The 21,981-nt window shown below is 62.6% G+C and carries 21 protein-coding genes; 12 read left to right on the plus strand and 9 right to left on the minus strand.

Going from position 1 to position 21,981, the window contains the following annotated elements:
* Window positions 1-23: 23 nt before the first annotated feature.
* The 4 genes from M1D88_RS06865 to M1D88_RS06880 form a co-directional block, all read right to left on the minus strand.
* Window positions 24-425, minus strand: coding sequence for a universal stress protein (locus M1D88_RS06865; RefSeq protein WP_458113798.1), 402 nt, complete (start codon window positions 423-425; stop codon window positions 24-26).
* Between the two features lie 65 nt (window positions 426-490).
* Window positions 491-2,116 (minus strand): tripartite tricarboxylate transporter permease, encoded by a 1,626-nt coding sequence (locus tag M1D88_RS06870; RefSeq protein WP_458113799.1) that lies wholly within the window; start codon window positions 2,114-2,116, stop codon window positions 491-493.
* Window positions 2,117-2,629 (minus strand): tripartite tricarboxylate transporter TctB family protein, encoded by a 513-nt coding sequence (locus M1D88_RS06875; RefSeq protein WP_309107714.1) that lies wholly within the window; start codon window positions 2,627-2,629, stop codon window positions 2,117-2,119. It abuts the gene before it with no gap.
* The gene (locus tag M1D88_RS06880; protein ID WP_309107713.1) at window positions 2,626-3,636 is read right to left on the minus strand and encodes a Bug family tripartite tricarboxylate transporter substrate binding protein; all 1,011 of its coding nucleotides are present in this window, start codon (window positions 3,634-3,636) and stop codon (window positions 2,626-2,628) included. Before M1D88_RS06880 ends, M1D88_RS06875 begins: the two co-directional genes overlap by 4 nt.
* A 265-nt stretch (window positions 3,637-3,901) precedes the next feature.
* Here M1D88_RS06880 and M1D88_RS06885 point away from each other — a divergent pair, with 265 nt between their 5' ends.
* Together M1D88_RS06885 and M1D88_RS06890 are read left to right on the plus strand one after the other, a co-directional pair.
* Window positions 3,902-5,479 (plus strand): sensor histidine kinase, encoded by a 1,578-nt coding sequence (locus tag M1D88_RS06885; protein WP_458113800.1) that lies wholly within the window; start codon window positions 3,902-3,904, stop codon window positions 5,477-5,479.
* Window positions 5,476-6,147, plus strand: coding sequence for a response regulator (locus M1D88_RS06890; protein ID WP_458113801.1), 672 nt, complete (start codon window positions 5,476-5,478; stop codon window positions 6,145-6,147). The genes M1D88_RS06885 and M1D88_RS06890 overlap by 4 nt, the downstream gene beginning before the upstream one ends.
* A gap of 14 nt (window positions 6,148-6,161) precedes the next feature.
* Here the strand turns inward: M1D88_RS06890 and M1D88_RS06895 are convergent, their stop codons facing one another.
* Entirely contained in the window at window positions 6,162-7,664 is a 1,503-nt protein-coding gene (locus M1D88_RS06895; protein WP_458113802.1) for a lipase maturation factor family protein, read from the minus strand.
* Window positions 7,665-7,736: 72 nt separating this feature from the next.
* Here M1D88_RS06895 and dxr point away from each other — a divergent pair, with 72 nt between their 5' ends.
* From dxr to M1D88_RS06930, 7 genes are all read left to right on the plus strand, one after another.
* The gene (dxr, locus tag M1D88_RS06900) at window positions 7,737-8,954 is read left to right on the plus strand and encodes a 1-deoxy-D-xylulose-5-phosphate reductoisomerase (protein WP_458113803.1); all 1,218 of its coding nucleotides are present in this window, start codon (window positions 7,737-7,739) and stop codon (window positions 8,952-8,954) included.
* Window positions 8,955-8,970: 16 nt separating this feature from the next.
* Window positions 8,971-10,299, plus strand: a complete 1,329-nt coding sequence (locus M1D88_RS06905; protein WP_458113804.1) for a M50 family metallopeptidase — start codon at window positions 8,971-8,973, stop codon at window positions 10,297-10,299.
* Between the two features lie 96 nt (window positions 10,300-10,395).
* The gene (locus M1D88_RS06910) at window positions 10,396-11,112 is read left to right on the plus strand and encodes a MarR family transcriptional regulator (RefSeq protein ID WP_458113805.1); all 717 of its coding nucleotides are present in this window, start codon (window positions 10,396-10,398) and stop codon (window positions 11,110-11,112) included.
* Window positions 11,094-11,645 (plus strand): hypothetical protein, encoded by a 552-nt coding sequence (locus tag M1D88_RS06915; RefSeq protein WP_458113806.1) that lies wholly within the window; start codon window positions 11,094-11,096, stop codon window positions 11,643-11,645. Before M1D88_RS06910 ends, M1D88_RS06915 begins: the two co-directional genes overlap by 19 nt.
* Window positions 11,646-11,692: 47 nt before the next feature.
* Window positions 11,693-11,986 (plus strand): YciI family protein, encoded by a 294-nt coding sequence (locus M1D88_RS06920; RefSeq protein WP_458113807.1) that lies wholly within the window; start codon window positions 11,693-11,695, stop codon window positions 11,984-11,986.
* A 45-nt stretch (window positions 11,987-12,031) separates the two neighbouring features.
* A complete protein-coding gene (gene ispG, locus M1D88_RS06925) occupies window positions 12,032-13,198 on the plus strand; it encodes a flavodoxin-dependent (E)-4-hydroxy-3-methylbut-2-enyl-diphosphate synthase (protein WP_458113808.1) in 1,167 nt (388 codons plus the stop codon).
* Window positions 13,161-14,048, plus strand: coding sequence for a GNAT family N-acetyltransferase (locus M1D88_RS06930; protein WP_458114459.1), 888 nt, complete (start codon window positions 13,161-13,163; stop codon window positions 14,046-14,048). The genes ispG and M1D88_RS06930 overlap by 38 nt, the downstream gene beginning before the upstream one ends.
* Before the next feature lie 63 nt (window positions 14,049-14,111).
* Here the strand turns inward: M1D88_RS06930 and M1D88_RS06935 are convergent, their stop codons facing one another.
* Genes M1D88_RS06935 through M1D88_RS06945 form a run of 3 tightly spaced genes read right to left on the minus strand, consistent with a single transcriptional unit; the run spans window position 14,112 to window position 16,296 of the window.
* A complete protein-coding gene (locus tag M1D88_RS06935) occupies window positions 14,112-14,786 on the minus strand; it encodes a TetR/AcrR family transcriptional regulator (RefSeq protein WP_458113809.1) in 675 nt (224 codons plus the stop codon).
* Window positions 14,783-15,526: an ABC transporter permease gene (locus M1D88_RS06940; RefSeq protein ID WP_458114460.1), complete on the minus strand. Its 744-nt coding sequence runs from the start codon at window positions 15,524-15,526 to the stop codon at window positions 14,783-14,785. Before M1D88_RS06940 ends, M1D88_RS06935 begins: the two co-directional genes overlap by 4 nt.
* An 11-nt stretch (window positions 15,527-15,537) precedes the next feature.
* A complete protein-coding gene (locus M1D88_RS06945) occupies window positions 15,538-16,296 on the minus strand; it encodes an ABC transporter ATP-binding protein (protein ID WP_458113810.1) in 759 nt (252 codons plus the stop codon).
* A 532-nt stretch (window positions 16,297-16,828) separates the two neighbouring features.
* Here M1D88_RS06945 and M1D88_RS06950 point away from each other — a divergent pair.
* The 3 genes from M1D88_RS06950 to M1D88_RS06960 are packed head-to-tail and all read left to right on the plus strand — an operon-like array spanning window position 16,829 to window position 20,898.
* Window positions 16,829-18,643 (plus strand): proline--tRNA ligase, encoded by a 1,815-nt coding sequence (locus tag M1D88_RS06950; RefSeq protein WP_458113811.1) that lies wholly within the window; start codon window positions 16,829-16,831, stop codon window positions 18,641-18,643.
* 13 nt (window positions 18,644-18,656) lie between these two features.
* A complete protein-coding gene (locus M1D88_RS06955; RefSeq protein WP_458114461.1) occupies window positions 18,657-19,451 on the plus strand; it encodes a sulfite exporter TauE/SafE family protein in 795 nt (264 codons plus the stop codon).
* A 58-nt stretch (window positions 19,452-19,509) separates the two neighbouring features.
* On the plus strand, window positions 19,510-20,898 hold the full coding sequence (locus M1D88_RS06960; protein ID WP_458113812.1) for a pyridoxal phosphate-dependent decarboxylase family protein: 1,389 nt from the start codon (window positions 19,510-19,512) through the stop codon (window positions 20,896-20,898).
* Here the strand turns inward: M1D88_RS06960 and M1D88_RS06965 are convergent.
* The gene (locus tag M1D88_RS06965) at window positions 20,895-21,971 is read right to left on the minus strand and encodes an aminoglycoside phosphotransferase family protein (RefSeq protein ID WP_458113813.1); all 1,077 of its coding nucleotides are present in this window, start codon (window positions 21,969-21,971) and stop codon (window positions 20,895-20,897) included. The two genes, M1D88_RS06960 and M1D88_RS06965, sit on opposite strands and share 4 nt — an antisense overlap.
* Window positions 21,972-21,981 lie beyond the last annotated feature (10 nt).

Here is a 21,981-nt window from a genome sequence, read left to right on the forward strand (position 1 = left end):
TGCCTCCAATGCCGGAGGTGCCCCTAGTGAGCCGGAGCGGCCTTGACGGCAAGAATCGGGCAGTCTGCCTCGAGCAGTATCTGTTGTGAGGTGCTTCCCATAATCAGTTTCCCGACTGGGGTGCGCCTCCGAAGGCCGATGACGACGAGGTCGGCACGGTGCTGTTCCGCGGCCTGAAGCACCTCTGTGGCGGCATCGTTCCCGCGCACAGGCTGCTGGATGATGTGCTCGATTCCTTCCTTCTTCAGGCGCTGCTCGATGCTGGCGATGTCCTCCACCTGGGCGTAGCGCTTGTCCACGAGGGCGTCCCCGCGGGAGGAGTTGATGATGACGAGGAGCGCTTTGTTTTTTCGCGCCTCGGCGATTGCCGCTTCCAGTGCTGCTGCCCCTTCGGGCGTGGGAACGTAGCCAACGATGATGCTCACTGTTTCTCCTGTGGTCTGTGGTTTGTGCCTTGTGGTCTTCTGGCGTGGAGGGGAGTGGGTACTGCCTACCCGTCGCCGTCGCCCGCATCGCCGCCGTCGGCGCCATCTTTTCCGTCGGAGCGGTGGCCGGCATGGGTGACATTGCCGCGGGTGACGTCTGTCGGTTCGGATCCACGCGTGTCGTTCGCGGACAAGAGGCTGGGGACCGGATGGTTGCGGCGCCAGAGCTTCATCAGCAACGGGAAGATGAGGATGACCGCAATGATGATGTACACAACGACGGCAACTGGTTCACTAAGAAGCCCGGCCGGATCTCCGTTAAACAGCTTGATAGTCCTCCGAAGTTGTTCTTCGATACGCGGCCCGAGGATCACACCGAGGATGAGAGGCAGCACGGGGAGCCCGAAGCGGCGCATCATGAATCCCAATGCACCGAGCACCAGCAGTAGCACCAGGTCGAACGCCTGCAGGTTTACCGAATAGGCGCCCAGCGTGGCGAAGAACAGGATGCCCGCATACAGGTACGGCCGCGGGAGCTGCAGGATTTTTGCCCACATCGGAGCCAGGGGAAGGTTGATGAGCAGGAGGAGGAAGTTGCCGATGAAGAGGCTCGCGATCAGGGCCCACACCAGCGGTCCCTCGCTCTCGAACAGCTGCGGTCCCGGCTGGATGCCGAACTGGATGAACGCTGCGAGCATGACGGCCGCGGTAGCATTCGTGGGCAGGCCCAAGGCCAACAGGGGCGTCATGGTGCCGGCGGCAGCGGCGTTGTTGGCTGCTTCCGGCCCCGCAACACCTTCGATAGCACCCTTGCCGAATTCCTCAGGATGCTTGCTGAGGCGCTTCTCGGTCACATAGGAGAGGAACGTGGGGATCTCTGCTCCACCGGCGGGAAGGGCACCGAAGGGGAAGCCGAACGCCGTTCCGCGGAGCCAGGGCTTCCAGGACCGTTTCCAGTCCTTTTTACCCATCCAGGGACGGCCAACAGGGATAACCTGCAACGGAGTGCGTCGCATGTGGGCGGCCACCCATAGTGCCTCGCCCAGGGCGAAGATGGCCACGGCCACCACCACGATGTCCAGGCCGTCAACCAGCAAGGGCTGCCCGAAGGTGAGTCTTTGCTGGCCTGTGACTTTGTCCATGCCCACCAGACTGATCGCCAGACCGAGCCCCAGGGAAGCGAAGCCCCTCAATCTCGACGAGCCGAGGACTGCCGTCACAGCAAGGAGGGCAAGAATCATGATGGCAAAATAGCTCGGGGAGCCCAGACTGACGGCGAACTCCACGACGACCGGCGCGAAGACTGCCAGCAGTGCGGTGCCTATGGTGCCGGCGATGAAAGAGCCAATCGCCGCTGTTGCAAGGGCTTGCGCGGCTCTGCCGGCCTTCGCCATCTTGTTGCCTTCGATGGCTGTGACCACCGACGACGATTCGCCCGGTGTATTCAGCAAAATCGAGGTGGTGGAGCCGCCGTACATACCGCCGTAATAAATGCCGGCGAACATAATGAACGCGCTGGTGGGTTCAAGGACGGTCGTGACCGGGAGCAGCAAGGCGATGGTCATTGCGGGGCCAAGGCCCGGCAGCACGCCTACGGCGGAACCCAGGATGACGCCAATGCAGGCGTAGAGGAGGTTCATTGGCGTCAGGGCGGTGGCAAAGCCGTCCATGAGGGAGGAGAGAACATCCATTTAGAGAACCCCCTTCAGGAGACCGGCCGGCAGCGGGATGCCCAGGCCGAGGTAGAAGCCGTAAAACGTCAGGACGGACAGGGCCACCGAGATGAGGCCGTCACGGATATAGTGCCGGCTTCCGAGGGCCCATGCGCTGCCCCAGAACAGGACTGTTCCCGAGATCACCCAACCGGCCCAGTCAATGAGCAGGATGTTGGCGACGAACGCTCCGACCAGCGGCAGGACGGTTTTCCAGTCGGCGGGATGGGAGAGATCCACGTCCTCGCCGCCTTCGGCTTCACCCTGCCCGCCGCGCAGCACGTTCAGTGCCAGCAGGACGGAGCAGACGATCAGCAGGCCGGCCACGATGTACGGCAGGGTCTTCGGTCCCACCGGATCTGACTGGGAATACGGGGTTACCAGGCGAAGGGCGTCCACCAGGACGACGACGCCCGCCGCCCCGAGCAGGAGGGCTACCCCAAGCTCGGAGCGGCCTTTGAGCCTGGAAGTCAAAGATGGTGAGGAGCTCACGCCAAGCCAAGCTTCGTGAGAACGTCAGCCACCCGCTTGTCCTGCTCGCTCAGGAAGGATTCGAACTCGTCACCGGTGATAAAGGCGTCGGTCCAGCTGTTCTTCTTAAGGGCTTCTTTCCAGCCCTCGGTGCCGTGCATCTTTTCGAGGGCGGCAATCAGCTTGGCCTTGTCGTCGTCGGTGATTCCCGGAGGAGCCACAATCCCGCGCCAGTTGGTGAACTCCAGGTCGATGCCGGATTCCTTCAGCGTGGGTGCGTCAACACCCTCCAGGCGCTCGGCGCCGCTCGTTGCCAGAACGCGGACCCCACCTGATTTGATCTGCTCAAGGTACTCGCCAGCGCCGGAAGCAGCGAAGCCGATTTTGTTGCCCAGGATGGCAGGGAGAAGGTCTCCACCACCGTCGTAGGCCACATAGTTCACCTTGGTGGCGTCAATTCCAACTGCTCCTGCCAGCTGCATGGGCAGCAGGTGGTCAGGGCCTCCCGGGGAGGAGCCGCCACCGACGCTGATGGAACCGGGGTCTGCCTTCCACGCGGCCACCAAGTCATCGATGGTCTTGTAGGGCGAATCCTTGCTGACCATGATGGCGCCGGGCTCTTCGATGAGCTTGGCCAGCGGGGTGGTGTCCGTCAGCTTGGACTCTGACTTGTTGGTGTAGCTCGCGCCCACCACACCAAGGCCCATGAGCATGGTGAGATCGCCATTGCCCTTTTCGTTGACAATGCGGGCCAGGCCCACAGTTCCGCCGGCGCCGGCAAGGTTGAAGACCTCAGTGTTGGTTGCAACCTTCTCGTCGTCGAGAACCTTGGCTGCCACGCGGGCAGTGGTGTCGTAACCGCCGCCCGGGGTGTTGGGGACCATGATCTGGAGCCCTGTCACCGGCCCGGCAGCAGCGCCGGGGGTAGATGTATTGGTGGAGCTGCCCCCGGTGGCACCGCAACCGGTGGCCATCAGGGCGATGCCGGCGGCGACGGCGGCAATTCGCAATGCGCGGTTCTGGCGCATGGTGTTCCTCTTCTCGCTAAAATGATCAGCAAAACTGACTGGTGATCCGATGCTAGGCCCAAGGGTGATGTGCATCACGCTTTTGTAAGCAGAAAAAGTTAAGTTCATTGCGTTCACGTTTCCGGCGTCCCCCTCCCGAAACGCTGCGGTAGAGTTCCGGTAGCCAGCGCGGACACGCACCGGATTACCCAATCGCCGCTACTGCAGAACCAGCAGACCTGCTGAACCACCAGAGGAAACAACCACAGTGACTCGACGTAGAGGAATGTCCCTCGCTGGTCAGTACCTTGTTCTCCAGTTGCTGATAGTCCTTGCCGTCCTGGTGGCCGTGGTGGCCATTTCGCTAGCGCAGAGCGCCGCCGCCTTTGAACGGATCGAAGGACGCCAGGCTTTGTCCGCCGCCGAGGCCCTGGGCAGTAATCCAACAGTTCGCACGCTGCTGCCATCCGCCGAGCCGCGGGAAGGTGCGGCCCTTCCCGCCGTGGCAGAGTCCGTCCGGTCAGTTTCCGGAGCAACCCAGGTTGCGTTGGCCAGGCTTGACCGGACTGTGGTGGCCTCGTCTGATCCAAGCCTGCTGGGCCAGCCCCTGGAACTTGGCGAGAGCCGGGTGTTGCAAGGCAGGTCATGGACAGGGGTTGTGGATGAAGCCGGCAGCGTCTTCCTGTCCGCCCATGTCCCTGTTCTCGACGACAAGGGAGACATGATCGGCATTGCGTCAGTGAGCCGTCACTACCCGTCCATGCTGGAGCGGCTGAGCGATGCCGCCCCGAATCTCCTGACCTACCTCGGTGTGGCCAGTGTGCTGGGTGTTGCCGGATCCCTGCTGCTGGCCCGGAGGGTCAAACGGCAGACCCTGGGCATGGAGCCCAGTGAAATCACCGGGCTGGTTGAAAACCGTGAGGCAATGCTGCACGGGCTGAAGGAGGGCGTGGTGGCACTCGATCCCAATGAACGGATCACCGTGGCCAACGACAGCGCCCGTGAACTGCTGGGCCTGCCGGCCGACTGCGTGGGCAAGAACCTGGCAACGCTCCCGGTGGACGCGGCCTTAAAGGACGTCCTCACCCGCGAGCAGTCAAGCCCGGACCAACTGGTCCTGGTGGGTGAGCGGCTGTTGGTGCTGAACCGGGTGTCCATCCGCTCGCGGGGACGCGACATCGGGTCCGTCACCACGCTCCGCGACCGCACCGAGCTGTCCTCCCTGGAGCGTGAGTTGGGCGCCACCCGGACGGCGACCGATACCCTGCGGGCCCAGGCGCACGAATTTGCCAACCAGTTGCACGTCATATCAGGTCTTATCCAGATCGGTGAGTACGATTCGGTGGTGCAGTTTGTCAATGGCGCCACCCTGGACCGGACCAGGCTTAACGATGAGGTCACCAGTCGGATAGAGGATCCGGCGTTGGCTGCCCTGCTGATAGCCAAAACCAGCCTTGCAACCGAGCGCGGAGTCACTCTGCAGCTGGACCCGGATTCCTTGCTGGGACGCGTGGATGACGCCCTGTCACGGGACCTGGTAACGGTCGTCGGAAACCTCGTGGATAACGCTCTCGACGCCGTTACGGGCAGGACGAAGGCAATAGTTAAGGTGTCCGTGGAAGAGGGCGACGACGACGTGACAGTCACCGTCCGCGACTCCGGCCCGGGCGTCTCCCCGGACGCCGCGGAAAAGATCTTCCGGCAGGGGTTTACCACCAAACAGCACAGCAGCGAGGAGGGCCGCGGCTTCGGCCTCGCGCTCTCGCGTGTGGTCTGCCGAAGGCGCGGCGGCGAGCTGTCTGTTGCCAATGATGGAGGAGCAGTGTTCAAAGCGGAACTGAAACAGCGGAGGCTGGAGCTGTGATCAAAGTCCTGATAGTCGACGACGACTTTATGGTGGCGAAGGTGCACGCCGGTTTCATCCAGCGGACCCCTGGATTCGCCGTCGTTGGCGCTGCCCATACTGGTGCTGACGCCATCCTGAAGACCAGGGAGCTGCAGCCCGACCTGGTTCTTTTGGACATCCACCTGCCGGATGTGAACGGGCTTGACCTCATGCTGCAGCTTCGCGAGGTTGCTCCCAGGCTCGACGTGCTTGTTATCAGTGCAGCGCGGGAGGTGGAAACGGTGCGTCGTGCCCTACGGGGTGGCATCGTCCACTACCTCATCAAGCCCTTCTCCCAAACGGATCTGCAGGAACGGCTGGAGCACTACCGGATCGCCTACCAGGGCCTGGATTCGTCCAAAAACGTCGCAGAGCAATCCGACGTCAACCGCTTGTTCGGGGTAGAGGGCGGTCAGCGGCCTCTGCCGAAGGGCTGCAGCCCGGAAACTTTGGAGCGTGTGGAGCAGGTGCTTGGCTCCTCTGATACTGATCTGTCTGCCGCCGAGGTGGCTGATCTGCTGGGTACATCCCGCGTGAGTGCCCGCCGCTACCTGGAGTATCTCAATGACGAAGGCAGGGTGGACGTGCGGCTCAAATACGGCGCGGGGCGGCCGGAGCGCCGGTACGCCCTTAAGCCGGCTGCCTGACGTTCTGCTTCCGTTTATTGATCCGGTGGCAAAGACAGCGGTGGTATCACTTCGTAGAGAGGTGTCCTGATCCAGCGCTGCCTTGTCTCCCGGTACTCCGCCCGGGTGGAGAAGCGGTAGAGGCAGCTGCGGACGCGCACCCAGCGGGGGCGGGCGCCGTCGAACGGGTCATAACGCAGCAGCTTCAGAACCTTGCGGTCAGCTTCAAGGAGTTTGCCGAGGAAAGCGTAAAACCACTCCTCATGCACAGTGCGCAGGGGCAGGAACCACATAAGCCAGTCCAGCCTCAGGTGGTACGGAGCCCACTGCCTCGGCAGCCTGTACACATCTCCGGGCTTTCCCTTGAAGCCGTACTCGCGCCAGTCGCCATCGTCCGGATCCTCAGTGAGGGTCCCCTCCACCACCATCTCGATGCGCTGCTTTGTCACTGTGCCGAAAGCGCCGTAAGTGTTGACGAGTTGCCAGCGGTTGAAGCTGGCGTTCATAAGCTGGCGATGGGCGAAGAGATTGCGGATGGGCCAGTAGCTCAGCACCACGAGCAGGAGGGAGGCAGCCAAGACAATGACCAGCCACCACAGGGGAGTATCGCTGGCCGCTCCCGCTCCCGCTGCCGAATGCTGTTCCGCGGGGTGCAGGTCCAGCGGAATGGCCGGCACCAGGGAGTGGAGCACCGAATCACTAATCGCGGAAAAGGCGAGCACGATGGGGATCCAGTTGAGCCAGGCGAAGTTCCCTGTGGCCACAAGCCACAGCTGGGTGAAGATGATGATGCCGGCCGCGATGCTCGCCAACGGCTGGGGGGCGAACAGGAAGAAGGGGACCACCAGCTGGGCGAAATGATTCCCGAGGACTTCCATCTTGTGCAACGGTTTTGGCAGGAGGTGCGCCTGCCTGCTCAGCGGGCCCGGCATAGGCTGGGTTTCGTGGTGGTAGTACAGCGCCGTCAGATCCCGCCACTCGCTTCCGCCCCTGATCTTGATCATGCCGGCGCCGAATTCGAGACGGAACAGCAGCCAGGCGAGCAGGATGAGGATCGTCTTAGGCGGCGCAGTCTGGTTGGAGCCAAGGAAGGCCACGATAAAGCCCGCTTCCAGCAGCAGGATTTCCCATCCGAAACTGTAGAACGTCTGGCCCACGTTCACGATGGACATGTATAGCAGCCACAAGGCAAGGAACGCGATCATGGGAAGCCACGGCGGCCCGAGCTGCGGAAGGCCGGCCACCAGCGTCACGGCGATTGCCATCCCCGTCAGGCAGACAGCCCTCAACAGGCGGTCCGAGTAGCGCCAGCGGAAGAGCGTTGGCATGGCCATGCGTCCATAACGTCCCAGGAACCGGGGAGTGGGGAGCAAGCCGTGTTCGCCCAGCAGCGCCGGAAACTGATTCATGCCGGACAGGAACGCGATGAAGTAAACCGCGGCGATGCCCCGCTGCAGTACTTCCCGGGCAATCCCGTAGTCCGGCGCGTCGAACCAACCCACCCAGTCCACATCATTTAAGCTACGCCGGCTGCGCATACCGTCAATCCTTCGGACTTGAAAGCAGGACAGCCGGGACGGAGCCCCTTCGCAGTGCGGGATACTTGAATCATGCAGATTTCGGGCGCCAGCCATTCCACTTCAGGGCAGCCACGCAGAATTGTCCTCCTCGGGTCCACGGGTTCCATCGGTACCCAGGCGATCGAAGTGGTCGACGGCGCTCCCCACCTTTTCCGGGTTGTAGCCCTCAGTGCCGGGGGCGGAAACCTGGAACTTCTTGCCCGGCAGGCGGTCCATACGGGTGCCCAGGCTGTAGGTATCGCGGATGGCGACGGTGCTGAACTTCAGCGCCTGATCAAGGTTGCCGCCGGCGCAGCGGGCATCGTTGGCTACCAGCCCGAAATCATCACCGGGGCAGATGCCTCCACGCGGATCGCTGAGGTGGAGGCCGACGTCGTCCTCAACGGCATCACAGGTTCCATTGGCCTTGCGCCCACCCTTGCAGCACTGAAGTCAGGCGCCATCCTTGCCCTGGCCAACAAGGAATCCCTGATTGTGGGCGGTTCCCTCGTGAAGGCCGCTGCACGCGAAGGCCAGATTGTTCCGGTGGATTCCGAGCACTCCGCGATCGCCCAGTGCCTGCGGTCCGGGTCGGCGTCAGAGGTTGACCGGCTCATCCTTACGGCCTCCGGTGGCCCGTTCCGCGGAAAGTCCAGGGAGCAGCTTCACGATGTCTCGCCGAGCGACGCCCTGGCCCATCCGACCTGGGATATGGGGCTTATGGTCACCACCAACTCGGCCAGCCTGGTCAACAAGGGGCTGGAAGTCATCGAGGCGCACCTGTTGTTCGATATCCCGCTGGACCGGATCGACGTCGTGGTCCATCCGCAATCCGTAGTCCATTCCATGGTGCAGTTCGTCGACGGTTCCATCATTGCGCAGGCTTCCCCACCTGACATGCGGCTGCCGATCGCGCTCGGAATGGGATGGCCGGACCGGGTGCCGGGCGCGGCCCGCCCGTGTGACTGGACCAAGGCCACCAGCTGGACCTTTGAACCGCTGGACGTCACCGCTTTTCCCGCCGTGGACCTGGCCAAGGATGCAGCCAAGCAAGGGAGCACCTTCCCGGCAGTCTTCAACGCCTCCAACGAGGAAGCGGTGGTGGCCTTCCATGCGGGGAAAATCCGGTTCACGGACATTGTGGATACGATCGAAGCCGTCCTCAGTGAACATTCAGGGTCTTCCCTGCTGTCTGTTGAGTCCGTGCTGGATGCTGAAAAGTGGGCACGTGCGCGGACCCATGAACGTTTAGCTATGAGCAGTCTCTAGGAAGCAGCAGCCAAGCATGAACCCCGTCCTCCTTTTTATCCTCGGTGTCGTTTTCGTGGCCATCGGCATCGCAGTGTCTATTGCGCTTCATGAACTGGGGCACCTGCTGCCGGCGAAGCTGTTCAAGGTTCGCGTCACCAAATACATGATCGGCTTTGGCCCCACGCTCTGGTCCACGCGCAGGGGTGAGACTGAGTACGGTTTCAAAGCCATCCCCCTGGGCGGCTATGTGTCGATGATCGGCATGTATCCGCCCAACAAAGAGGACGGGGCGGTACGTCCCTCCAGCACGGGAATGTTCCAGACCCTTGCCAGCGAAGCGCGATCCGTGGCTCACCAGGAAGTCGGGCCAGGCGATGAGGGGCGTCTCTTCTATCAGCTGCCTGTATGGAAGAAGATCATCATCATGCTGGGCGGGCCAGCTGCCAACCTGCTGATAGGCCTCGTGCTCACAGCCGTGCTGCTCATGGGTTTCGGCATTGCAACTGCCACCACCACAGTTGCCGACGTCTCCAGGTGCCAGGTCAAGGCTGGCGAGACGGTCGATCCGGATTCCCCGGATTGCACGCTCACCCCTGCCGCTGCGGCCGGGCTTAAGCCCCTGGACGCCATTACGTCCTTCGACGGCAAACCTGTCACCAGTTGGGAGCAGCTGACCGGCTGGATTCGTGAATCGGCAGGCAGGGAGGTCACCATTACGGTGGAACGCGACGGCGCTCCCGTCACCACTACCGTCACTCCGGTTCTCTCCGCCCGCCCGATCATCGGTGAGGACGGAAGGCCGGCGCTGGACGCTGAAGGACAGTCGCGCTATCAGGAGGTGGGATTCCTTGGCATCGGAGCCCAGACGGCACTTGTTCAGCAGCCGGCGTCCTCCGTGCTGCCCATGGCAGGGGAGAATATACGGCAGGTAGCCGGCGTCGTCCTTAACCTCCCGGCAAGGGTGGCGGGCGTTGCGCAGGCGGCCTTCAGCGAGGAACCACGTGACCCGAACGGTCCTATCAGCGTCGTGGGCGTGGGCAGGGTGGCCGGTGAGGTGGCGGCCATGGAGCAGGTACCTGTTCAATCGAGGCTGGCCGTTTTGGTCGGGCTTCTGGCCGGCTTGAACTTCGCGCTCGCTGTGTTCAACCTGATTCCGCTGCTTCCCCTGGATGGCGGGCACGTGGCAGGCGCCTTGTACGAGGGTGCACGACGGAGGGTGGCCAAGCTCTTCGGCAAGCCGGATCCTGGTGCCTTTGACATCGCCAGACTCCTGCCCGTGACGTATGTGGTGGCGGTCCTGCTCATGGGAATGGGGGCGTTGTTGATTTATGCCGACATCGTTAAGCCCATCAGCATTTTCTGATACCCCTTTAGCCCATTCCTCAGCCGCAAACGGCTGTTTACAAGATATCAGCCAAAAATGATTGATATTTGATTATCAGCCATTTACGGTTGAGGTATGTTCGTTTTGACTATCGACCAGCGCGGCAGCACGGCGGATGTTGATCGCGTCCCATCGCTGCTCCAGGACGTAGCCCCCTTGAGCACGTCGGGAACGTTTGAGCGCTCGGTGGGTGATGAAATTCAGGGGGTTGTACAGGATCCTGGCGAAGCTGTGGCAATCGCGCTTCATGCTTTGAGGCGGGGGCACTGGTATGTGGGCATTGGCATGGGTCCAGTGGACATGCCGTTGCCTCAAAGCCCGCGGGAAGGGTCAGGCCCGGCTTTCGTAGCGGCCCGCCATGCCGTGGAGAGGGCTAAGGCCGCCGCCGGCCATGTCCCATTGGCAGTTCTGCCGGGCATGCCGATCCGCATGGAAACTGACGGCGTCTCCACTGCGGACACACGCGCGTCGCACGCCGCTGCTGCCTGCGCCAACGCAGAGGCGGTATTGCGCCTCATCGGGCGGCTGATCCAGGAACGCAGTGAGGCGCAATGGAAAGTCGTCGACACCCTCGCAGCCGTCCAGCAGGGCCGCGAGGCCAAGCATGGCAGCCAGAAAATCGCTGCCCGCCAACTGGGAATCACGGAGCAGTCGGTGAGCCGCGCAGTGCTGCGGTCCGGATGGCAGGAAGAATGGGCGGCAAGGCCTGCCGCTGAAATGCTGCTGGCCCTGGCACACCAGATCATCACGACTGAAGGGACGGGAGCAGACGCGTGGACGCTCTTTGGGTAACGCTGGCCATGGTCTTGGCGGGATTCGCCGGCTGGCCGGTTACCGCGCTGGTTTTCCGCCTCGCCAGGACGATTGATGACAAGGCGGATGCTGGCACCCGTACGGCCCGGAACACTGCCAAGGCAGACGACGGCGACGACCCCTCAGCCGACGTTACCGTTGACGGCGAAATCACGGTGCCGGCCGGACCGTCGAAAGCCGAGGACGCAGTTCCTGCAAGGGATCAACCTGGTACTGGCCAACCTGAAGAGCCCGCACCGGGCAAGGTTGACAATGGAGCCCCTGCAGCCTCCACGCGGATCCTTCGGGGCGGGGCGATCATCGGTATCCTTGAGCGGCTTGCTGTCTGCCTGGCCATTCTGGGAGGACAACCCGTCGCCATCGCGTACGTCGTTGCCATCAAGGGGCTCGGACGTTTTGCCGAGCTGAAAGAGACGCCAGTTGCCGCCGAACGCTTCATCATTGGAACCCTTACGTCCATGTTCTGGGCTGCCGGTATTGCCGCCTTGGCCAAGGTCTTGTTTCTGAGCTGACTTCGGCCGGATGGGTACTCTGGCGGGCGGCGAGATAGGGTAGCCCTATGACTGTTTTTGCTGTTGAGTACGTATACGACGCCGACTCCGGGCAGGTCCGTGATGCCCACCGGCCCGCCCACCGAGAATGGCTGACCGCTCTTGCCGGGGAAGGCGTGCTACTCACCAGCGGACCCTACTCCGACGGTGCGGGAGCCCTGTTGATTTTCAATGCCTCAGACGACGCCGCCTTGAGTGACCTCCTGCAACAGGATCCGTTCGCTTCGGCACAGGTAATTTCGGCCATCCGCATCACCGAATGGAACCCGGTTATCGGCCTGCTTTCAGAGCACGCAGCCTAGTCCAGTCCGGACCACAACCCACACATCTTGAAACAAGGAGTCCACGTGACCTCGGTCAGCCTGGGAATGCCGTCAGCACCACCGCCTGTTCTTGCCCCGCGCAGGAAGACCCGCCAGATCAAGGTAGGCTCGGTCGGCGTCGGCTCCGATTCGCCCATCAGTGTGCAGTCCATGACCACCACGCCTACAACGGACATCAACGCAACGCTCCAGCAGATCGCGGAGCTGACAGCGTCTGGTTGCGACATCGTACGGGTTGCCTGCCCGTCCGCGGACGATGCGGAAGCCCTCCCCATCATCGCCAGAAAGTCCCAGATTCCCGTCATCGCTGACATCCACTTCCAGCCCAAGTATGTCTTCGCGGCCATCGAAGCCGGTTGTGCTGCGGTACGCGTGAACCCGGGAAATATCCGGAAGTTCGATGACCAGGTCAAGGAAATCGCCAGGGCAGCCAAGGATCACGGGACATCCATCCGAATCGGCGTGAATGCCGGGTCACTGGAGCCGGGCATCCTCAAAAAGTACGGCAAGGCCACTCCTGAGGCCCTCGTGGAATCGGCAGTCTGGGAAGCGTCACTGTTCGAGGAGCATGGCTTCCATGACTTCAAGATCTCTGTGAAGCACAATGACCCCGTCATCATGGTGGCCGCCTACGAGATGCTGGCCGAGAAGGGCGACTGGCCTCTGCACCTTGGTGTGACCGAGGCCGGCCCGGCCTTCCAGGGCACCATCAAGTCCGCGGTGGCCTTTGGTGCGCTCCTCTCCAAGGGGATCGGCGACACCATCCGCGTCTCCCTCTCCGCTCCGCCGGTGGAAGAAATCAAGGTGGGCAATCAGATCCTGCAGTCCCTGAACCTCCGCCCACGCAAACTCGAGATCGTTTCCTGCCCGTCCTGCGGCCGTGCCCAGGTTGATGTCTATACACTGGCTGAACAGGTTACGGCAGGACTTGAGGGCATGGAGATTCCGCTCCGGGTTGCTGTTATGGGCTGTGTGGTCAATGGACCGGGCGAAGCGCGCGAAGCGGACCTCGGCGTAGCCTCCGGCAACGGCAAGGGCCAGATTTTCGTCAAGGGGGAAGTCATAAAGACTGTTCCTGAGAGCGAAATTGTTGAGACACTGATCGAAGAGGCCATGCGTATCGCTGAAGAGATGGGGGAGGCCGATGGCGAAGATGCTGTCAAGGGTAGCCCCGTGGTTAGCGTCTCGTAAGGACGGATACCCAGCCGGCACTTCCGTGCGGGTACTGGGCGGGGCCGACACCGCCAAGCTCCAGGAACTCGCCCGGCAGGACGTTGTGGCAAATGTGTTTATCCTCGCGCACCTGGATAGCACGGGAACGGCGGCACCCACCTCCGGTGGAGCGAACGTTTTGGGAGTGTTCGACGGCGAGGACCTGGTGGGTGCGTGCTGGGCAGGCGCTAACCTGGTGCCCATCCAACTTGATCCGGATCTTGCAGGCGCCGTCGCTGCCGCAGCCTATGGATCAGGCCGCCGGTACGCCTCCATTTTTGGTCCTGCCGAGACTGTGCTCGCCATGTACGAACGGCTCGAGGACCTGGGTCAGTTGGCCCATGATGTCAGGGCCATCCAGCCCCTGCTGACACTGACAGGCCCGCCCACAGTGCAACCCGACGTCCACTTGGGCTTCAGCCGGTTCGATGACTTCGACCGCATCCTGCCGGCCTGTGCTGCGATGTTCGAAGAAGAAGTGGGGTACTCACCGTTCCTGGGTGGACGGGAGTTCTACAGCCGGAGAGTTGAAGGACTGATCCGGCAAGGACACTCGCTGGTCCACCTCAACAATGACGGTGAAGTGGTGTTCAAAGCCGAGCTGGGGGCGGTGACCCCGGAAGTAACCCAGGTGCAGGGCGTTTGGATGAATCCGTCGTACCGCGGCAAAGGGCTGAGCGCAGCCTATATGGCCGCCGTCGTAACCCACGCACAGCAGCTCGCACCGGTCACGAGCCTTTACGTTAACGACTACAACAGCCGCGCCAGGGCCACCTACGAACGCGTGGGTTTCCATCAGGTGGGTACGTTCGCTACAGTGCTCTTTTAGCTCAGTCACGGAGTGCTTATCACCGTCACGTCTTCGGGCGGATCCGGCCAGGAAGAGGCCGTTTCACGGACGGGAGCCATGATGAACCAGGCTGCTGCCCTCCTGAAGTGACGCTTTGTTTGCCCGCCCGGCGTCCAGCTCACCCGTCAGGTAGTGCTGGACGTTGGGCGCAACGAGCCGGATGACCTCTTCTTCAGTTGCCGACGCCACGGGCTCCAGCCGGATCACGTAGCGCGTCAGCATCAGGCCCACCATTTGTGAGGCCACCAGGTTGCCGCGTAACCTCACTTCCTCAGCTGTGCCGGGGACCCCTGCCATGATCCTGGACAGAACGGTCCTCGTGACCAGCTCCCTCATCATGGCCGTCTTGGCCTTGGATCCGATGGTTCCGCGAAGAAAGGCAACCAGGCTGTGTTGGGCAGGACTCTCCCAGAGCCGAAGCACGGCCCCGACAATGGCCTCCGCCCGATGCTCAGGATCGAGGCCGTCCACTCCGGCCAGAACCTGGGCCGGGTCGGCCGGAAGTTCCACGCTCAGCGCAAAAAGTTCATCCTTGCCGTTGAAGAAATGGTGAACCATGGCCGGGTCCACTTCAGCCTCGCGGGCGATCTGCCGCAGGCTGGTGCCATCAAAACCACGTTCGGCAAAAAGCTTTCGTGCAGCTCCCAGAATCTGGTCTTTTGACGCGATGCCGCCCTTGCGCCGGCCCCTCCTGACCAAGGGAAGACCCCCGCTCATGGTGTCTGCCGGCGCAATGTCAGCGAGGCGAGGACCAGCACTCCGAGCACAATCGTGCCCATCACGCTGACGTCCTGCCACATCAGTTCCGTTGCCTCCGCGTTCTCCGCCACTTCCCGCAGCGCATCGACGGAGAATGTCAGCGGCAGGACGTTGGAGATTGCCTCGAGGACCTCGTTCATTCTGTCCCGAGCCACAAAGAGCCCGCACAACAGGATCTGCGGTACCACCACCACCGGCATGAACTGGACGGCCTGGAACTCCGTCCGGGCAAAGGCTGAGCAGAACAATCCAAGCGCGACTCCCAGGACCGCGTTGATGACGGCGATCATCACCACCCAGAGGGGACTGCCCTGGATATCGAGATTGAAAATCCAGTAAGCCACGGCAGTAGCAACCAGGGACTGGAGCGCGGCCATGATCGAGAAAGCCAGGCCGTAACCGAACAGAAGGTCCGCTTTGTGGATCGGTGTGGTGAGGAGGCGCTCGAGAGTCCCGGAGGTCCGCTCTCTGAGCATGGTGATGGACGTAACCAGGAACATCACCACGAATGGGAAGATGGCAAGCATCATGAGCCCTACCCGGTCGAACGTCCTTGGTAAGCCTGGCGGGAGGGTCTCGTTTTCATAGAGGAAGTACACAGCGGTCAGCAGCAGTGCAGGGACTACCAGGATGAGTGCGATGCTGCGGCGATCGTGTCGCAACTGGTCAAGAACCCGGCCTGTCGTCGCCAGCATCATGTGTGGATTCATCACGCCACCGTCGCTTCCGACTGCTGAATTACGTGAAGGAAGGCCTGTTCAAGGTCAGCACTTCTGCCTTGACGGCTTAGTTCCTCGGGAGTGAGCCAGGCCAGGAGCCCGCCGCCGCGCAACAGGAGCAGGGACGAGCAGTGGCTGGCTTCCTCCATGACATGGCTGGAGATCAGGAGGGTGGTGCCGGCCTCAGCCATGCCGCGGAACCGTTGCCAGAGATCTGCCCGCAACACTGGATCCAGTCCCACCGTAGGTTCATCCAGTACCAGGAGCTTGGGCTCCGACACCAAAGCGCATGCCAGGGATGCCCTGCTGAGCTCTCCGCCGGAAAGGTCAGCCGCCTTCTGGTGCGCCAAGGCACCGAGGTCGACTGCGTCAATCGCCCGCCGGGCATCCTCGCGTTTCCTGCTGTGCATGGCTCCGAAGTACCGCACGTTCGCTTCCACGCTGAGATCCATGTAGATGCTGGGTGCCTGCGTGACGTATCCGACGTCGTGCCTGAGGCTTGGATGTCCCGCCGGCCTGCCCAGAACCCGCACCGAGCCTGAGGTGATTTTCTGTACTCCGACGATAGCCCGCATGAGCGTTGTCTTGCCGCTTCCAGAGGGCCCCAGAAGGCCTGTGATTTGGCCGGCTGGAATTGAAAAGCTGATGTTCCGGAGGATGTCCTTCCCGTTTCGGGTGACATTTAGCTTCTCGACTTCCACGCCGCGTTCACGGCCATCTGACGGCGGCTCGGCTGCTGCCTGGGACATTTTTCCTCCCGGAAGTACTTCCGTCTGGTGATTAATTCATCACCTGATGAATAAAAGCTAGACCTGACGGGCGTCGTCGTCAACGGTCATTTGCGTTAAGAACTCTTGAAATGGTGGCGGGGATCACATAAGTTTCTACGTAGCCGCGCTGATGGGGCGCGTCGGTCTCTCAGGAAGGAATTCCCAAACATGGCACTTTGCGTTGACCTTGCCACGGCAGTGGATAGGAAGTTAGGGGACACGTCCTAAGGCAACAGCCAGCATTCGGACTGGCTGCCAGGCTGGAGAACGGATGCCATTAAAAGCAGTACCAAGCAGGAACACGCACAGAATTAGTTGGCCTTTCAGGCCGCAGAGCCACGCCACAACAGGATGACCAGCCAAGCTGGCCAGGGGCTTCCTTCAGTTAGGGCGTGGCTCTTCTGTGTCCGGGCAGGTCAAGAGCACAGCCTGCGCATAGCTTAGGCGCCTCCAACCGGTAGATTGGTATCCAGACATTTTTGCCAGTTCCCCCAGAAACGGATACCGACCAGTGGTCCTTCGCCTCTCCAAACTTTTCCTGCGCACGTTGCGTGAAGATCCCGTCGACGCAGAGGTGGCCAGCCACCGGCTACTGGTTCGGGCCGGGTACATCCGCCGCGCCGCTCCGGGTATCTACACCTGGCTGCCGCTGGGCCTGAACGTACTGCGCAGGGTTGAGCAGGTTATTCGTGAGGAAATGGCCGCCATTGGTGCCCAGGAAGTGCACTTCCCGGCGCTCCTGCCCAAGGAGCCCTACGAGGTCACCAATCGCTGGACCGAATACGGCGATGGGATTTTCCGGCTCAAGGACCGCAAGGGCGCGGACTATCTGCTTGCCCCTACTCACGAGGAAATGTTTACTCTGCTGGTCAAGGACCTTTATTCGTCCTACAAAGATCTGCCGCTGAGCATCTACCAGATCCAGAACAAGTACCGGGACGAAGCCCGTCCCCGCGCGGGCCTGCTGCGCGGCCGCGAATTCATCATGAAGGACTCGTACTCCTTCGACGTAGACGACGCCGGACTGGACGCCAGCTACGCCGCGCATCGGGGTGCCTATCTCCGGATTTTCGAGCGGCTGGGCCTGGAGGTTATTCCCGTCGCCGCCACCGCGGGTGCGATGGGCGGTTCCAAGAGTGAAGAGTTCCTGCACCCCACGGAGATCGGCGAGGACACGTTCGTGCGGTCAGCGGGGGGATACGCCGCGAACGTAGAGGCCGTCACCACGGTGGTTCCGGATGACATCGACTTCAGCGCTGCTCCCGCGGCGGAGGTCCTGGACACCCCGGGCACTCCCACCATCGATACGCTGGTGGAAGCATCCAACCAGCTGGTACCCCGCAGCGAGGCCGACGGCGGCGCCTGGACCGGTGCGGATACCCTCAAGAATGTTGTGTTGGCAGTCACCCTGCCAACAGGGGAGCGCCAGATCGTTGTCATCGGGCTGCCGGGCGACCGGGGAGTGGACCTGAAGCGCGTCGAAGCGAACATCGGCCGGTTCCTGCCGGTTGCCGGCGAGATTGGCCTTGAAGCGGCCAACGAGGACGACCTGAAGAAGAACCCGCTGATCGTGAAGGGCTACCTTGGCCCTGGCCTGTCCTTGGACGAACCTTTCCTGGGGTTGGAGGGCGCTGCCAAGCTGCTCTACCTCGTCGATCCCCGTGTGGTCAGCGGTACCACCTGGGTCACCGGCGCAAATGAAGCAGGCAAGCACGTTTACGGACTCGTGGCCGGCCGCGACTTTGGCTGGGACGGCGTCATCGAATGCACCGAGGTACGCGCGGGTGACGAGGCTCCCGACGGCTCCGGCCCGCTGGAGACGGCCCGTGGCATCGAGATGGGCCACATCTTCCAGCTCGGGCGGAAGTACGCAGAAGCCCTTGAGCTGAAGGTTCTGGACCAGAATGGCAAGCAAGTGGTGGTCACCATGGGCTCCTACGGTGTGGGCGTGACCCGCGCGGTGGCCGCCCTGGCCGAGTCCAACCATGATGACAAGGGACTCGTCTGGCCGCGGGCCGTTGCCCCGGCCGATGTCCACGTTGTTGCAGTAGGCCGCGGTGAGGAAATTTTCGACACTGCTGAAAAGATAGCGCTCGAACTTGAGGCCGCCGGATTGGAAGTCATTTACGACGACCGCCCGAAGGTTTCTCCCGGCGTAAAGTTCGGCGATGCCGAGCTCGTGGGCGTCCCCACCATCCTCGCCGTCGGCCGCGGTCTGGTGGACGGCGTCGTCGAGATCAAGGACCGCAGAACCGGGGAGGCCGAGAACGTGACGGTGGACAAGGCCGTTGACTACGTGGTCAACGCCGTCCGCAACAGCCGCTAGCACCTTGGACGGCGTGGTCTCGGGCTTCGAGTCGATTCAGCTTGCAACAATCATCCTGCTGGTCGTGGCGGGATTTGCCGCGGGCTGGGTGGACGCCGTTGTCGGAGGCGGGGGACTCCTCCAGTTGCCGGCGCTCTTGCTGGTGCCTGGGATCACTCCTGTCCAGGCGTTGGCGACCAACAAAATGGGCTCTATCTTCGGGACCACCACCAGCTCCGTTACGTTCTACCGCCGCGTCCGGCCGGATTTATGGACGGCCATCCCCATGGCCGTCATCGCTTTGGCCGGCAGCTTCGGGGGAGCCGTGCTGGCCGCCACGCTCCCGGCCAGCGTCTTTAAGCCAATCATTGTGGCGGCACTGATCGCCGTCGCACTTTTTACGGCCTTCAAGCCCGACGTCGGCAACCTCACCCTGCTGCGCCATGACGGTCGCACGCACTACGTTGTGGCCTGCCTGATCGGGGCTGTCATCGGCTTCTATGACGGGCTGATTGGCCCGGGGACCGGTTCCTTCCTGGTCATTGCCCTGGTATCCGCTATGGGCTATGCCTTCCTCGAAGCCAGCGCGAAGGCGAAGATCGTCAATATGGCTACCAACGCCGGGGCGCTCATCTTCTTCCTGCCGCACGGCTCACTGCTGTGGGGCATAGGACTGCTGCTGGGTGTGGCAAACATGGCCGGCGGATATCTGGGAGCCCGAACAGCCGTCAAGCAAGGGAGCCGCTTCATCCGGATCGTTTTCCTGACCGTGGTGGGCGCGCTTATCATCAAGCTCGGCTACGACGTCTGGCACGACACCTTCGCTTAGGGAGGATCCTTCCCCAATCGCCCTCCCGAACGCAAAAGGGCAGGCGTAGCATGCTCCTATGTCAGCAGGTTCAGAACCATACAGGGATGCGTTGGAGGCGGCCTCAAGGCATGCCACGGAGTGGCTGGCCAGCCTGCCGGGGCGCCATGTCGGGCCAAAGAAAACCGCGGGGGAGCTGCTGGAAGTCTTTGGCGGACCGCTCCAGCACGAAGGCATGGCGGCCGCTGACGTTGTGGAGTATCTCGCCACTCATGCCGAACCCGGACTGATGGCCATGCCGTCCGGACGCTTCTTCGGCTGGGTCATTGGCGGAACGCTCCCCGCTGCCCTGGCCGCTGACTGGATGGTCAGTGCATGGGACCAGAACACATGTATGAGCTATGCGACCCCTGCGGCGGCGGCCATCGAGGAAGCGGCCGGGAACTGGCTTCTTGACCTCTTGGGCCTTCCGCCGGAGTCCGACGTCGGATTCGTCACAGGAGCTACTATGGCGAACTTCACTTCGCTGGCGGCCGCCCGCTGGCGGCTTTTGACGAACGCCGGCTGGGACGTGGAGGCCGATGGCCTCGCCGGTGGGCCCCGGATCCGCTGTGTAGTGGGCCAAGAGCGGCATGCCAGCGTGGACCTGGCCTTGCGGTTTGTGGGTTTGGGGACGCCGGTAGTTGTTCCCTCTGACCGGCAGGGCCGGATTATTCCGGCGGAACTTGACCGGGCTCTCGCTGAGGGAACCGGCCCTTTGCTCGTGTGCCTGCAGGCTGGAAATCTGCATTCCGGAGCTTTTGATCCGTTCAGTGAAGCGATCAGTGTTGCGAGGAAACACGACGCCTGGGTCCATGTGGACGGCGCCTTCGGTCTCTGGGCCGCTGCGGTGCCGGAACTCGCTGCGCTGACTGAAGGCCTGGCCCTGGCCGATTCCTGGGCAACAGATGCGCACAAGAGCCTGAATGTCCCCTACGACTGCGGGATTGCCGTGGTGAAAGACGCAATGGCACTGCGTACGGCCATGGGAGTCAGCACCAGCTACCTGATCCAGGACGTGGATGGTTCCGCCGATCCTTTCGACAAGGTACCCGAGCTCTCGCGCCGGGCCAGGGGTGTTCCAGTGTGGGCGGCCCTGAAGTCCTTGGGAAAGGAGGGCGTGGTTGCCCAGGTCAGGGGCCTGACCGATCGCGCAGCCCAGCTTGCGGAAAGGCTGTCCGCCGTGGGCGGTATAGAGGTGCTGAACGATGTTGACTACACGCAGGTGTCGCTGGCGTTCGGGGACGATGCCACCACGCGTGCTGTCACTGCCCGGATTATTGCCGACGGCCACGTGTGGATGTCCGGATCCCGCTGGCAGGGTAAGGACATCCTCCGGATCTCGGTCAGTAACTGGAGCACCAGCGACGAGGACGTCAACGTAGCAGTTGAGGCAATCGAAAGCGCAGTAGCGGCAGTCCGCTCCTAGCTGTCCTGCCCCAGCATTCCAGCGGTCCACCCGGATGGCCCGGCTGACCAGTCGTGGGCTGCACCGGGCTCCGGCAGCTCATGGGCGTTGGGGAGCCCGGAAAGCGTGCGGCCCGCCATTGTGCTGGCGACCCACAGCGAGCGGGCCAGGTCTCCCTCATGACGCAGCCGGGCAGCATAGTGCAAGGCATTGTCCACTTCCCGGGCCACGGCCCACAGGGCAGCGGCGTCCGCGTCCAGCCCAGCTGCCTCACTGAAATCCCTGCACCTCTCCACGAGGCCCCGCTCCGGGTCGCGGGTGGAAAGGTCACCCAGCCGGTTCCAGAGCAATGGCGCCACCGCGAACTCGGCTTCACCGATCATGGGCTGGGGGTCTATTGCCGCGTAGTCGCCTGGTCCCGCCAGTGCCGGGGCGTCCGGGCGGGCCAGGATGTTCAGGAAATGGAAGTCGGTATTGACCAGCACGTCCCTGCCCGAGCGTCGGCCCACAGCGCCCCGTGTTTGGCATACTTCCAAGGCAGCTTCCAGCAGCCATCGTGGAAAGGGCCGGCCCAATTGTTCCCATTCCGCGGCAAGGTCGTCGCTCCAGCGCTCGGCCAGTGCAGCCACATGTTCGAATTCGGCCCATTCTGCGTTGCCGCTGGGGACCAGGCTGAGCTGGCGGACGAGGCCACCCCACACCTCCACGGCAGTATCCATGGGCGCTCCCTGCAACGAGCGGACGGGGTCGAGTCGCTCCAGCAGCATAGAGCACGTTCCGGCGTCGGAATCCAGCAACCGGACTGCACCCCGGCCGTTCCACAAGGCCAGGGCGTGCCGCTCGACGCGGGCTGCGTCGTGCGGATAGGCCACCTTGAGGACCGCTGGAACGCCGGAATTCATCACCGGGATAACAATGGCTCCATGCCCGTTCCACGGCACTGCGCCCTCCGGGAGGTCAAGCTCGAGGTTCCAGTGGTCCAGCCGGCCGTGGATCAGCCCGGGAAGCGACGCAAGCCAAGCGCGCCCGGAGCTGGTGGTGCTGTACCTCCGGGTGAGGTCTACGGGTACGGGTACTTCTGCTGACCGGATCATCAGCACCAGC

The sequence above is a fragment of the Arthrobacter sp. R1-13 genome (assembly GCF_054161475.1).

What these genes read in the sequence shown, in the direction of transcription:
- M1D88_RS06870 (WP_458113799.1), bottom strand. Translation starts at nt 2,116, where the DNA reads ATGGATGTTCTCTCCTCCCTCATGGACGGCTTTGCCACCGCCCTGACG.
- M1D88_RS06880 (WP_309107713.1), bottom strand. Translation starts at nt 3,636, where the DNA reads ATGCGCCAGAACCGCGCATTGCGAATTGCCGCCGTCGCCGCCGGCATC.
- M1D88_RS06885 (WP_458113800.1), top strand. Translation starts at nt 3,902, where the DNA reads ATGTCCCTCGCTGGTCAGTACCTTGTTCTCCAGTTGCTGATAGTCCTT.
- M1D88_RS06895 (WP_458113802.1), bottom strand. Translation starts at nt 7,664, where the DNA reads ATGCGCAGCCGGCGTAGCTTAAATGATGTGGACTGGGTGGGTTGGTTC.
- dxr (WP_458113803.1), top strand. Translation starts at nt 7,737, where the DNA reads ATGCAGATTTCGGGCGCCAGCCATTCCACTTCAGGGCAGCCACGCAGA.
- M1D88_RS06905 (WP_458113804.1), top strand. Translation starts at nt 8,971, where the DNA reads ATGAACCCCGTCCTCCTTTTTATCCTCGGTGTCGTTTTCGTGGCCATC.
- M1D88_RS06910 (WP_458113805.1), top strand. Translation starts at nt 10,396, where the DNA reads ATGTTCGTTTTGACTATCGACCAGCGCGGCAGCACGGCGGATGTTGAT.
- M1D88_RS06920 (WP_458113807.1), top strand. Translation starts at nt 11,693, where the DNA reads ATGACTGTTTTTGCTGTTGAGTACGTATACGACGCCGACTCCGGGCAG.
- M1D88_RS06930 (WP_458114459.1), top strand. Translation starts at nt 13,161, where the DNA reads ATGCTGTCAAGGGTAGCCCCGTGGTTAGCGTCTCGTAAGGACGGATAC.
- M1D88_RS06935 (WP_458113809.1), bottom strand. Translation starts at nt 14,786, where the DNA reads ATGAGCGGGGGTCTTCCCTTGGTCAGGAGGGGCCGGCGCAAGGGCGGC.
- M1D88_RS06940 (WP_458114460.1), bottom strand. Translation starts at nt 15,526, where the DNA reads ATGATGCTGGCGACGACAGGCCGGGTTCTTGACCAGTTGCGACACGAT.
- M1D88_RS06945 (WP_458113810.1), bottom strand. Translation starts at nt 16,296, where the DNA reads ATGTCCCAGGCAGCAGCCGAGCCGCCGTCAGATGGCCGTGAACGCGGC.
- M1D88_RS06960 (WP_458113812.1), top strand. Translation starts at nt 19,510, where the DNA reads ATGTCAGCAGGTTCAGAACCATACAGGGATGCGTTGGAGGCGGCCTCA.
- M1D88_RS06965 (WP_458113813.1), bottom strand. Translation starts at nt 21,971, where the DNA reads ATGATCCGGTCAGCAGAAGTACCCGTACCCGTAGACCTCACCCGGAGG.